We start from the raw sequence: 13,560 nt of genomic DNA, 5'->3' as shown, positions 1-13,560 counted from the left end.
TAAGTACGATTGATGAAACCCACTCACGCCGAGGTAATCATAGTAGGTGCCGGACTGACCGGGCTACTTTTGGCCCGCTACCTGAATCAGGCAAACGTCAGCCTGGCCATCGTCGAGGCAAGAGAACGAGTAGGCGGTAGAATTCTTACCCGGCAGCCGGCGGAAACTACCCCACTTGAAATGGGCGCCACCTGGCTGGGCCGCAAGCATACCGAATTGGTGCGCCTCTTGTCAGAATTGGGCATCGGCACTTTTGAACAACGGCTGGGCGACACCGCAATCTACGAACCCATCTCTACCAGTCCGCCGCAACTTGTTACGTTGCCGCTCAACGCCGACCCCAGTTTCAGAATTGCCGGAGGTACTTCGGCCTTGATTCAAAACCTCCATAAATCGCTGCGGGAAGGTCAGCTGTTTGCAGGCCAAACAGTCAAAACGATTCGGCAAGAGGATGGCGCGTTAAAGGTGCTGACGGAAGATCGGGTATTCGAAGCGCCGGTCGTGGTCAGTACGCTGCCGCCTTACCTGTTCGCCCAGACCATTTCTGTAAAGCCCGCCCTGCCTGCGACGCTCATGGCGGCGGCTCGAGGTACCCACACCTGGATGGGGGATTCGATTAAGGTGAGCCTCGCCTACGCACGACCGTTTTGGCGAAAGGTAGGCACAAGCGGCACGGTTTTTAGCAATTCAGGGCCAATCTCTGAAATGTACGACCATTCGAACATCGAAGAGACACGATTTGCACTGATGGGGTTTTTCAATGGCTCCTACTATTCGGTGAGCCGGGAAGAGCGTTTAGAACTGGTTTTGAAACAACTACAGAATTACTACGGTGAAGAAGCCGGAGATTTCTTAGCGTACGAGGAAGCAGTCTGGCGAAATGAACCTCATACATATTCGGCTTACGATTCGCCCATCGTTCCTCATCAGAACAACGGACACCCCGCCTACCAGCAAGCCTGTCTTGATGGCCAGCTATTCATCGCGGGATCTGAAACTGCTGCAGCTTTTCCCGGCTATATGGAAGGCGCGGTGCGGAGTGCGGCATTTGTTTTCGGGGAGATCAAAAAGCGTTTTCAGTAAAAATAAATATGCCAACGATCAGTAGAATGGATCATATCATTTGCACTGCAAAAGGCCTCACCTCTGTGGCCTTTCCCTACATTGGTCATTGCATCAAATATTTATTTTTCTCTTTTTTCGCATTCACTTTCGTTTCCTGCCAAAAACAACCCGAAACCCTTTTTGAAGAGCAGAAATCCGAAGTCACAGGCATCGACTTTGCCAATAATATTATCGAAAATGACACGCTGAATTATTACACATTCCCATACCTGTACATGGGTGGCGGGGTGGCGGTGGGTGACCTTAACAACGACGGACTGGAGGATGTCTTCTTTACGGGCAATATGCAGGAAAACAAACTGTACCTGAATCAGGGAAAAACCGGAAACGGGTCTTTTTCTTTTCAGGATATCAGTAAAAATGCGGGCGTGGCGGGTGACAACCGCTGGTACGCAGGCGTGACAATGGCCGATGTCAACGCCGATGGGTGGCTTGATATTTACGTATGTGTTTCGGGCAAATACACGACGACCAAAAATCAGCTCTTTATTAACAACCACGATTTGACCTTCACTGAACAGGCCGAAGAATACGGCCTGGCGGATGCATCGAATTCGATACAGGCGACGTTCTTTGATTATGACAAAGACGGTCTGCTGGATGTTTTTGTTGCCAACTATCCGGTCATCAATGTGAGCGTTGGGAATGACTATTACTACCGGAAAATCCAGGAAAACAAGCCCGAAGAATCGGGGCATCTGTATCGGAATACGGGAAACAATACGTTCAAAGATGTCACAGTTCAGGCGGGCATGCAGCGGTTCGGGTTATCGCTGGGGGTGATTGCGCAAGACTTCAACGGCGACGGCCACACGGACTTATACGTTTCCAACGACTTTAATGTGCCAGATTATTTTTACCTGAATAACGGCGACGGGACGTTTACCGAAAGCCTGCAGGAGACCATGCGGCAGACTTCGCAGTTCGGCATGGGCGTGGACGCAGGCGACTTCGACAATGACGGCCTCACTGACCTGATGCAGGTGGACATGACGCCGGCCGACTACAAACGCGCCAAAACCAATATGGCCAGCATGAGTCCCGCCACTTTTTACCAAATGGTGGATTACGGCTTTCACTACCAATACATGCAGAATAGCCTGCAACATAATAACGGCATTGACGCGCTGGGAATGCCGCAGTTCAGCAACGTGGCCCGGCTGACAGGGGTCGCGACAACCGATTGGAGTTGGGGTACTTTACTGGCAGACCTCGACAACGACGGACGTAAGGATATTCTCGTGACTAATGGAATGCGCCGCGATGTCAACAATAACGACATCAACGAAAAATTCAAGGATAAGACATTCTTCACCAAAAACGAAAATTTCGACTATCAGCAATTACCCAGCACCCCTATCGACAACTACGCCTTCCGAAACGAAGGCGACCTGCGATTCCGGGAGATGACTACGGAATGGGGCCTCAACTACGCCGGCTTTTCCAATGGGGTAGCCTACGCCGATTTCGACAACGACGGCGACCTGGATCTGGTCATTAACAACATCGATCAAAAAGCGTCGGTATTTGAGAATAAAGCGGAGGAATTTGGAAACAATTACCTGAAATTAAAGCTAAAAGGGCCACAAAAAAACCCATTTGGATTGGACAGTAAGGTTTCTTTAATCCTGGCTGACGACACCCGGATATCCTGGCAACTCACCCTCAGCCGGGGTTTTCAATCCAGCGTCGCACCTTCCCTGACCGTCGGCCTGGGCAAAAACGCTACTTTGAAGCGAGTAAAGGTGGCTTGGCCGGATGGTCGGGAAACGATCCTGCAGGATATTGCAGCCAACCAACTTCTGGAAATCAACTACGCCAATTCGGTTCCAGCTATTCCGCCGTCCCGGGCGAGTAACGTTTTTACCGATTTGACAGAAGTTTCCGGCCTGAATTTCACACACCAGGAGGATGACTTCGACGACTACGCCGAAGAACCTCTACTACCTCATCGTAATTCGCGGTTCGGCCCGGCTCTGGCTGTGGGTGACGTAAACAACGACGGTCTGGAGGATTTTTTCGTCGGAAACGCTGCCGGAAGTACGGGACGAATGTTTCTGCAGAACCACGACGGGACATTTGCACCTACCCCCGGCCCCTGGGAAAAGGACGCAGCGCAGGAAGACACGGGGGCGTTACTCTTCGACGCCGATGGCGATGGGGATCTGGATCTCTATGTGGTCAGTGGTGGCAACGACAGCCAGCAAAGTGTGGCTTTTTACCAGGATCGGCTCTACATCCAGACCAAAAATGGTTTCGTAAAAAGTAGCCTTCCCGCCATGCCGACAAGCGGCCAGAAAGTGATCGCGGGCGACTACGACAACGATGGCGATCTCGATCTGTTCGTCAGCGGCCGGGTGGTACCGGGTCGTTATCCTCATTCTCCACGCAGCTATTTACTAAAAAATAATGGCGGGAAAGACTTAGCCTTGAGATTCAGTGACAGAACGGACCACGACGCACCCGACCTGAAAAAAATCGGGCTGGTCACATCGGCGGTGTGGCTGGATTTTGATAAAGACGGGCAGCAGGATTTAGTCGTGGCCGGAGAATGGATGCCGTTACGTTTTTTCAAAAACAAAAACGGCAGGTTCAATGAGGTCACCGAAGCCACCGGGCTTCAAAACACCGAAGGCTGGTGGTATGGCCTTACGGTGGCGGACGTCGATCAGGACGGTGACGACGACATCATCGCCGGCAACCTGGGCCTTAACTATAAATACCACGCAAGCGAAGCTTCGCCCTTCGAAATTTACGTCAATGATTTTGACGAAAACCAGCATCCTGACATCGTGCTGAGTTATGAGAAAAAGGGCAAAAAACTACCCTTGCGTGGGCGACAGTGCTCCTCCCAGCAGGTGCCTGCTATCAGCAAACGCTTCGAAAGCTATGCCTCCTTCGCCGACGCCAGTTTGGAAGATATTTATACCAAACCCATGTTGGAAAAATCCCTGCATTTCCAGGCTTTCACCTTCGCACACGCCTGGATCGAGAATCTTGGAAACGGTCATTTCGCCAGTCATGAGCTGGGTCGTCCGGCACAGGTCAGTTCAATCAATCAGATTATTCCTTTTTCATACAATCAGGACAAGTATCCCGATTTCCTTCTTGCCGGAAACCTTTATGGCTCGGAAGTCGAAACACCGCGCAACGACGCAAGTGTGGGAATGATTATGGAAGGCGGCAAAAGCGGTATAGCAAAGTACGTTACGGCCCGCCAATCGGGCTTATTCCTGAAAGGTGACGTGCGGGGCCTGTTGCCGATCAAGTTGGGAAAAAGCAGGAAGCAGGCGTTTCTGGTCGCAGCCAATGGGGCGCAATTGCGGCTGGTTGGATTTCAGCCCGAGTAGAGCAAGTAATGATGTGCAAATTGCGCTGTCTGCCAGATGGACAAGCCCTGACTCTATAATACCTTTCCTTCGAAGTTTTCCTTTATTAAACTACCCCACTGTATAATCTGCTGCCCAAATGGTAGTACGAAAGGAGTGGTGGAACGATTTGGAGCTTAACTGCCGGCGAATTCATAACTACCTGCAAAATCGTTGAATTCAAAGATTCGATAATGTAGTATAAGGTACCTATGACCATTTCCCCGGAAAATCCAGCGGGTCATCGTATTGCTTATGCTACTTCACCAACTCCGTAAAAAGTACCCTTTTCTTTCTTAATAATTCTGGCCGCTCGGTCAGATTGGACCTATCCGTATGGTCCTGTCCAAGGTCGAAAAGTAGGGTTCTCTCGATTTTGCACAAAGCCGGCAAAACAGAGATTCCAAAAGGGGTAATGAAGCGGGCAATAAGGATCAAAATACCGACTTTGGCAAATGCCAGTAATCGTGGGTAGGTTGAAAGCAAATAGTCTGCTGGAGATCTGGACAGCGTGTGGCCGGATGTTGCCAATATAGTATGAATGTATGCTAAGGTAGTTTAAAGGGTTCCTCTCTTTCATCTCTAAATTTGTAGGATAATATCTTGTAATAATGCCATTACTTTGATTTTTGTCTTATCCCGGCACCTCAAAACCTCGGAAAGGGCGGTCGAGCGGAGGCCAAAGTAGTACATTTTTGACCTTGCTTTTTTAATTATTTACCTTCTTCAAGCATCATGTTTTCAAGATCTGCCTCTTCTTTATGTTATCTGCTTGTATGTTTCCTGAATCCCTGGTCTCCGGCCTGGGCGCAGATTGATATAGAGGTGGATTTTACCACCGAGCGCGCCATCGGTGGAAGCAGCCAGCTCGACCGTTCCGCCTATTTCAACCTGCATCAGGGAAGGTCGCTCAATGAATTCAGCGCGGCGGAGCGGAAGTATTTGTTTGAGGATCTCAGAATCGGCGATGGTGGTCGTGAATTTTCAGGTGCAGGGACTCTCGAAGCGGATCTCGGTAACTTACCTGATGAAGCCACGATGCGGGCACGGGGTGAAAGCTATCTGCAGAAGCAGCCTGTATTGAAGGATCTGCGGCAAATGGGTGGAGTGATCTCTACCGATCATCCCCGCCGGGTGTTCAGCATGGAGGTCGATCCGGAGCGGCTGGCTCAGCACACCACTCACTATTTCAACTATTATTTCGGCAAAAACAAACCGCTCCCCGCGTACTACGAACCGATTAACGAGCCATTCGTTCATGCCGGGGAGTTCGGAAAGAACTCGGACGAAGTCATTAGCCGCATGTGTCAATACCACGCACTGCTGGCCGATAAAATGCACCAGCAGGTACCTGGTGTCAAGATTGTGGGCTATGCTTCGGCCTGGCCCGAGTACGACTTCAAGGATTTCACGATTTGGGAGCAGCGCATGAAGCAATTCATGGACGTGGCGGGCGAGAAAATGGATTACCTGTCCGTCCACCTTTACGACGGCATGAACCTCGAAGGCAGCATCGCCAAACGGTCGGGCAGCAATTCGGAAGCCATTCTTGATTTGATTGAAACCTACTCATTCATCAAGTGGGGATATGTGAAGCCGATGATGATTTCGGAGTTTGGCATCACGGGTAAAGGATGGAGTGATCGTTACCTGGAAGCGCGGAATGCACTTACGGTCAACTCTATCCATAACCTTACGATGGGAATCATGGAACGGCCTGAGGTGATAAAAAGAGCGGTGCCTTTCATTACCGGAAAATCACAATGGTATCTTAATTCGCACCCCGGCCAACCCTACCAGTGGGTTATCCTGCGGCCCTCAGCCAACGACTCAGGCTGGGAGTTTACATCGCTCGCGGGTTACTATGACATGTGGAAGAACGTGGAAGGTACCCGCGCCTGGACACAAAGCAGCGACCCCGACGTAGCCACGGCGGCCTTCGTGAGCAAAGGGAAAGCATTTTTGGTGCTGAAAAATCTAGAAGATGACAGTCCCAAAATCCAGTTGAAGGCCTTGAAGGGAAACATGAGGATCAAGGGCATCACACAAAAAGTATGGTACATGAATCCCGATAGTAGTGTGAACTATCAGACTACGGAAATCAGGGAGATTCCGGCAGAAATAGACATGCCGAAAGCGGGTATGATCCTGTTCGAAATAGCCTATGACGCCCCGAACGCCGAGGTTTTTCAACAAAAACTGAATCAGACTAAGTACTATTCTCAAACTTATCTCCAGCCCGTAAAAAAAGGCACTCCGTTGACATTCGAGATAAACGGCGTGAACCAAAAAGCGGAAAAAGCTTACCTGCGCCTGGCGCTTAGCCGCAACCACGATCTTTCCTTGAAGCCCAAGGTCACACTGAACGGAAAGCCGCTGAAGGTACCCGATGACTGGGCGGGTTATGATCAGAAAAGCCGTCATTCGTTCTTCGGTAGCCTTGTAATCCCGGTCGATGGGACGCTCGTCCAACAAGACAACGTGGCCCAAATTACATTCGACGACGCAGATGGAGGGCGGGTGAGTTCGGTGGTGCTGGTAGCTGTTTCCAAAGAAAAATAGTCAGTAAAACATGTCTCACTCAACCCGATTGATTCGAAACAAACAGTCCGGCATCGTTAAATAATCTAAGAGTGAAAACCTGTCTACAGCAAGCGAAAGGACAATTCCTGTTGATTATTCTGACAATTTTTCTTGTCTCTTTTACCTCGCTAACTAGTTCTGCCCAAAGCCAGCGAACCCGCCTCACGCTAAACCGGGATTGGGTTTTTACTCAGGAGAAGAACGAAGACCAACTGAACAGGGCTTCCTTTAACCTCAGTCAGTTGAAGCCCGTCAACCTGCCGCACATTTTCGAATGGGTATCCATGGATTTGAACGGTTCAAAGGACGATAAGAATCAGAAAACATTTCAGCGCACTAGTGGCTATTACGCCAAGGACTTGTCGATCAAACCTGAACCTGATCGTAAATATTTTCTGGAATTCGAAGGCGTTCACCAGGTGACGGACGTGTGGGTCAATGGCCGGCATGTGGGGCAAAACGCGCTGGGGGGGTATACGCCTTTCAGTTTCGATATCACTGCCTTTTTACAGGCCGGCAAGCCCAATCGCGTAGTAATCAAAGCCGACAACACAGTCAATTCCGAAGTACCTCCCGATGGCGACAAGGCCGACTTTATCCGGTACAATGGTCTGTATCGGGATGTGTACCTGGTCACAACGCACCCGGTGCACGTGGGCTTTGCCTGGGAAGAGGCTGACGCAGGTATTTTTATCACTACCCCTTCGGTAACGCCGGAAAATGCGACCGTCAGTATCAGAACGACTGTAAAAAACGAGTCGGCCAAAGTGCAACCAGTGGAGGTAGTGCAGCGCATTATCGATGCCGACCGCCGGGTGGTAGCCAAGCTTTCAGACAGGAAAAAAATTGCCGCCAACGCGACGGTCAATTTCCGACAAACCGCGGGCATCGAAGAAAACCTGCAATTGTGGAGCATTGACACGCCCTACCTATATCAGGTACTTACCGAAATCCTGATCGATGGCAAGGTCGTGGACCATCAGGTCAATTCCTTGGGGATCCGAAAGATAGAATTCCTTTTAGACAAGGGATTTTTACTGAATGGAAATGAGGTGGAGCTTATTGGCGTGAACCGCCACCAGCAATTCCCCTTCATCGGTGACGCGGCGTCCAACACTTTGCACCGGGCCGATGCGCTGCAATTCAAGAAAATGGGTTTCAACGTTGTGCGGCTGGCGCACTACCCCCACGACGATTCGTTCATCGAGGCCTGCGATGAACTTGGCATTTTGCTGTACGAGGAAGCTCCCACCTGGATTCATATTGGCAATCAGCTTTGGATGGATCGGTTGGTAGAATCGACCCGGGTTATGATCCGTAACCACCGCAACCACCCCTCCATCATTATGTGGAGCGGAGGCATCAATCACCGCGGCCCCGTTCCAGCACTTCACTACGCCGCCAAGGAAGAAGATCCCACCCGCCCCACCGCCTCAAACGGCAGCCCATGGACGGGGCCGCGAAATTCGGGCGTCACCGACCTCTACACTCCGATGGACTACCAGGGGCTCGCCCTGCCAGAAGGCGAGCTCATGTTTTTGTGCGAACACGGCTCGTCCGCCGATGCGCATACCAATCAGCTGGAAGTCAGCAAGTCGCGACAGGCTACTAATCGCATCGGCGCCGCTGCCTGGACGGCCCACGAATACCTGGCCTTCGAGCGCGATGATCTGATGAACCTGCGGCGCCCCTTTTCCATATTCCGCCAAACCTACCCCCTGGCCTATTGGTATCAGTCCGAAATGATCCCCTCACCCATGGTGTATATCGCCGACGAGCGGGTTTCGAAAGACGGTAAGGTAATCGTTTTCAGCAATTGCCCCGAAGTGGAGCTATACCATAACGACCAGCTGATTGCCCGACAAACTCCTGACTTTTCGCGCGAAAAAGCGCATCTCAACCATCCTTCCTTCACCTTCGATTTCGACTGGAAAGGTGGAGAGCTACGGGCTGTGGCTTTCCACCAAAAACAAGTTGCGGCTGAATTTAAAAGCCGAAAGTCAGGTCAGCCTTTTGCGATTAAAATGAGCCGAACAGAACTGGACGGCAAACTTTCTGCCAACGGTAGCGATATGACGTTTGTCTACGCTCAGATCGTGGATGATAAGGGCGCTATCGTGTACGATGATTCCACGGAGGTTCGCTTTGAAATCATCGGTGATGCCAAACTGGAAGGCGACCAAGCATCGGGTGCCAATCCTATCAAGGCATCCTTCGGCACCGCTGCTGCCATTATACGCACCGGCACCACCGCTGGTCCGGTTCTGATCAAAGCCACCGCCAAGAACCTGCGAAGTGGTGAAATCAGCCTGGAAATTGGGGAAGAAGTACCTGAGGATTATCCCGTTTTTTTTGAGGAAAAAGCCCATCGTCTGGACTTGGGAAATACCAAAAATAAACTGGTGCAGTTTGGTTGGGAAAACATAAACGACACCAACCTTAAAAACTACCCCCTGGCGAATTTTGGAAAAGCCAAACTAGCCTTTGCCGGCACGTACGAGTTTGAAGATAATTTCGGGGCTGTCGGCGATTTGCCTTACCTGGTTAACGATGGCATACTGGCCAGGAATGGAAGCATTGGTTTGCGGTTTTCCGACCTGCCGAAGGGAAAATATGAGTTAACATTCTACCAGTACCAGATAGATGAAAAGACGGATTATGCGATCAAACAGTCCATAACAATTGAGGACGAGCAAGGAAAAAGAGTGGCAACCGGGCTTTTGCCAAAGAAAAAAAGCAGTGGACCCACTTCCGTCGCCGAGCCTATCCGCTCAACCTACACCATCCATTCAGATGGCAGGAAGGATATTTCCGTGCAATTGAGTACCCTTGACCAAGGCAAGACACTGGGGTTGAACGGACTAACAATCAAAGAATTAAATTAAAAAAATACACTATGCGAGTACCTGACCCTATCTCCGAAATGACTAAACGCAGCTGGCTGATTCTGGCCCTATTTCTTTTTCTTTCCGTAGATGCTGATGCCCAAAACCGACGGGGTGCCGGTCGCGGCGCGGCCGTATCCGGCACCCCGGCACGACCCAACATCATCTATATCATGTCCGACGATCACACTTCGCAGGCCATCGGGGCTTATGGGGAAAGGTTGGCAAGCCTGAATCCTACGCCGAATATCGACAAACTGGCCAAGGAGGGAATGTTGTTCGAAAATGCCTTCTGCACCAATTCAATATGCACCCCCAGCCGCGCCAACATCATCACCGGCCAATACAGCCAGACCAACGGCGTCCTCGACCTCGACGGTAATCTGCCGCCTGAACGTCAGTACCTGCCCGCGGAGATGAAAAAGCTGGGCTACCAAACGGCCATGATTGGCAAGTGGCACCTTGAAAACGAACCCGCTGCCTTCGACTACTACAAAGTACTGAAAGGTCAGGGTGATTATTTCGACCCAAAGTTTGCCGACAGCAAAAAAGGTGCGTGGCCCAATAATATGGTCAATACGAAGGGCTACGTTTCGGACGTGATTACCGACATTACACTCGAATGGCTCGACAAAGCCGACAAGAGCAAGCCGTTTTTTCTGATGCACCACCACAAAGCTCCGCACGACGATTTCGAGTATCCTGAGCGCTATGAAAAGTACCTCGCCGATACTGATATTCCCGAACCAGCGTCCATGTATGCTCAGCCATTTTTCGGCTCGGAAGCCACTGTGGGACGTTACGGGAGCTTGCGCCGCCGCATCGGTACTTCCATTTCAGCCCGCCATCCTTACCGCAGCTACACCCGTCAGTATGGCCTGGACACGATTCTCGATCCGCAGGCCCAGACCTCGGCGGCGTACCAGATGTATCTCAAAAAGTACCTTCGCTGTGTGAAAGGTGTGGACGACAACCTCGGACGGTTGTTCGACTACCTGAAAAAGAACGGCTTATGGGATAACACCATCATCATCTACACCTCCGACCAGGGCATGATGCTCGGTGAGCACGACTACATGGACAAACGCTGGATGTACGAAGAATCCATGCGGATGCCGTTTATTGTCAAGAACGTCCAGTCGGCCCAGGCCAACACCCGCACAAAAGCCCTTGTCAACAACTGCGACTATGGCCCCACGATGCTGGAACTCGCGGGTGGCAAAGTACCCGCCTACATGCAGGGCGAAAGCTTCCGGAAAGTGCTGCAAAACCCGTCTGAGTCTTTCCATACCGCCACTTACTACCGCTACTGGATGCACCTGACGCACCACGACGTACCCTCGCATTTTGGCGTCAGGACGGACAAGTACAAGCTGATTTTCTACTATGGCGCGCACTACCTGCCTGAGCTGTACGGCAAGCCGAGCATGCCCTGGAAAAAGGACATCAATGAGTCGTATCCCTTCGAGCCTACCCCCGCGGCCTGGGAGTTTTACGACCTGACGCTCGATTCGAAAGAGGTAGTTAACCGCTACAACGACCCGAAGTACAAAGCCATCATCGCGGGATTGAAGCAGGAAATACTGGCTCAGCGCAAAAAGTACAACGAAACTGACGAAAAGTACCCCACTATTCAGAAAGTAATCGACGGGCATTGGAACGATTGAGTCGAAGAAAAGCCAATACTTATCCGTATCGTTCAATCATGAAAACCATTGCTACCCTGATTTTCAGCCTGTCCATTTTCCTTCCCGTACAGGCTCAGGAAAAGAAACCAAACATCATTGTTATCCTTACCGACGATCAGGGGTGGGCCGATGTGGGCTTTAACGGAGCGACGGATATTCCCACGCCAAATCTGGATCGGCTGGCTACCAACGGGATTATCTTTTCCAACGGCTATGTCTCGCATCCCTACTGCAGCCCTTCCAGGGCGGGTCTGCTTACCGGACGCTATCAGGCCCGGTTCGGACACGATTGCAATATGCCTTACGGCGATGATAATGATGCGACCATAGGTACGCCACTTTCAGAAAAAATGATTTCAGAAGCCCTCAAAGAGCAAGGATATCGTACCAGCGCCATTGGGAAATGGCACGTGGGCGATCATCCCGACCTCTACCCTACCCAACAGGGGTTTGACCATTGGTTTGGCTTCGTGGGAGGCAGCATGAATTACTGGGGGAAGCGGAATGGTCCGCTACAGACAATAGTGCGGAACGGAGTGCCGGTTCCTGAAAATGAACTGCATTATCTGACCGATGACTTTACCGATGAGGCGATTCGCGTCATCAATCAAAAAAACGACAAACCCTTTTTCATTTATCTGGCCTATAATGCACCACATGCCCCCGACCAGGCCACTGAGAACTACCTCAAACAGACTGAACACATTGAGTACGGCGGGCGAAGCATTTACGGGGCGATGGTCAACGCGGTAGATGCGGGCGTCGGAAGGATTGACTCAACGCTGGCGGCCAATGGTATGAAAGAGAACACCGTCCTTATCTACCTGAGCGACAACGGCGGAAGGAATCAATATGCTGATAACAGGCCCAACAGGGGCTATAAAGGAATGCTGTACGAAGGCGGGATCAAAGTGCCTTTTTTCATCTCCTGGCCGAAGGGTCTTCCGAAAGGCCGGCGGTACGCACAAGTGGTGAGTTCACTCGATATCTTTCCCACGGCGCTTGCAGCGGCTGGTGCTGATCCACTCAAAGAAAAGCAATTGGATGGCGTGAGCCTGATTCCGTACCTTACTAAAAAAAGAAATTCCAATCCCCACGAAAAACTGTTTTGGCGGGCCGTGGGTGGTTTTGAATACGCCACCCGAATCGGGGACTATAAATTGTACAAGCGAGCGAATGAGAAAAACTTAATGCTCTTTGACCTTCAAAACGATCCTTTTGAGCGAAACAACATCGCTGCCAACCACCCCGAAATCGTGGCTAAACTAGACAAGGCCTACCGGGACTGGGATGCCCAGAACATACCCCACGGCTGGGAAGCCCCCCACGTGGAAAATGTAATTAAAGAACAGCAAGCTTGGAAAGCCCAAAGAGAAAAGGCCATGCGTCCGAAAGGAAAATAAAGATTAAAAGATCAAAATATCATTACATCCCATCCTTGACTAAAATGAAACGATACTGCCTCGCCCTCGATCTTAAAGACGACCCCGCCCTGATCGAAAAGTACAAATGGCACCACGCGCCCGAAAACCAATGGCCCGAAATCAACCAAAGCATACGCGCGGCGGGTGTGACGGACATGGAGATTTATCTGTTCGGAAACCGGATGTTCATGATTATGGAAGTGGACGACACCTTTTCGTTCGAACGGATGGACGAGATCAACCAAAACCCCCGATCGGTGGAATGGGAAGACCTGATGTGGGGCTTTCAGCAAGCCGTACCGGGGGCGAAGCCGGGCGAGAAGTGGGTGCTGATGGAGCGGGTGTTCAAACTACCTTGAATGGGTGGCACATCCGTGAGAAAAGAGAGAATTGAGCCTGGGGAGCCATCGGGGATTTCAATGTTGTAGCCCTGCTTATTAGCAACCTGCCCTACCTCACCAATTCTGAAACAGTCGTTAAAATTGGG

The 13,560-nt window shown here is 51.0% G+C and carries 7 protein-coding genes; all 7 read left to right on the top strand.

Translation table 11 applies throughout. The annotated features are described in order from the left end of the window. Positions 1 to 12 precede the first annotated feature (12 nt). Positions 13 to 1,083, top strand: coding sequence for a flavin monoamine oxidase family protein (locus IE117_RS08550; protein ID WP_189563868.1), 1,071 nt, complete (start codon positions 13 to 15; stop codon positions 1,081 to 1,083). 26 nt (positions 1,084 to 1,109) lie between these two features. Further along, on the top strand, positions 1,110 to 4,475 hold the full coding sequence (locus tag IE117_RS08545) for a VCBS repeat-containing protein (protein WP_189563867.1): 3,366 nt from the start codon (positions 1,110 to 1,112) through the stop codon (positions 4,473 to 4,475). Positions 4,476 to 5,228: 753 nt separating this feature from the next. Then, positions 5,229 to 7,055: a hypothetical protein gene (locus IE117_RS08540; RefSeq protein ID WP_189563866.1), complete on the top strand. Its 1,827-nt coding sequence runs from the start codon at positions 5,229 to 5,231 to the stop codon at positions 7,053 to 7,055. A gap of 71 nt (positions 7,056 to 7,126) precedes the next feature. Further along, a complete protein-coding gene (locus IE117_RS08535; protein ID WP_189563865.1) occupies positions 7,127 to 9,961 on the top strand; it encodes a glycoside hydrolase family 2 protein in 2,835 nt (944 codons plus the stop codon). 38 nt (positions 9,962 to 9,999) lie between these two features. After that, complete coding sequence (locus tag IE117_RS08530; protein ID WP_189563864.1) at positions 10,000 to 11,628, top strand: sulfatase family protein; 1,629 nt, start codon at positions 10,000 to 10,002, stop codon at positions 11,626 to 11,628. A gap of 38 nt (positions 11,629 to 11,666) precedes the next feature. Then, complete coding sequence (locus IE117_RS08525; protein ID WP_189563863.1) at positions 11,667 to 13,052, top strand: sulfatase-like hydrolase/transferase; 1,386 nt, start codon at positions 11,667 to 11,669, stop codon at positions 13,050 to 13,052. A gap of 44 nt (positions 13,053 to 13,096) precedes the next feature. Then, positions 13,097 to 13,432 (top strand): L-rhamnose mutarotase, encoded by a 336-nt coding sequence (locus IE117_RS08520; protein WP_189563862.1) that lies wholly within the window; start codon positions 13,097 to 13,099, stop codon positions 13,430 to 13,432. The last annotated feature ends 128 nt before the right edge of the window (positions 13,433 to 13,560 follow it).

The sequence above is a fragment of the Persicitalea jodogahamensis genome, from assembly GCF_014651615.1.
Taxonomy (GTDB): domain Bacteria; phylum Bacteroidota; class Bacteroidia; order Cytophagales; family Spirosomataceae; genus Persicitalea; species Persicitalea jodogahamensis.
This window is presented reverse-complemented; position numbering and strand designations above follow the sequence as displayed.

Coding starts and splice junctions, on each gene's coding strand:
- IE117_RS08540 (WP_189563866.1), top strand. CDS start 5,229: ATGTTTTCAAGATCTGCCTCTTCTTTATGTTATCTGCTTGTATGTTTC.
- IE117_RS08520 (WP_189563862.1), top strand. CDS start 13,097: ATGAAACGATACTGCCTCGCCCTCGATCTTAAAGACGACCCCGCCCTG.
- IE117_RS08545 (WP_189563867.1), top strand. CDS start 1,110: ATGGATCATATCATTTGCACTGCAAAAGGCCTCACCTCTGTGGCCTTT.
- IE117_RS08550 (WP_189563868.1), top strand. CDS start 13: ATGAAACCCACTCACGCCGAGGTAATCATAGTAGGTGCCGGACTGACC.
- IE117_RS08525 (WP_189563863.1), top strand. CDS start 11,667: ATGAAAACCATTGCTACCCTGATTTTCAGCCTGTCCATTTTCCTTCCC.
- IE117_RS08530 (WP_189563864.1), top strand. CDS start 10,000: ATGACTAAACGCAGCTGGCTGATTCTGGCCCTATTTCTTTTTCTTTCC.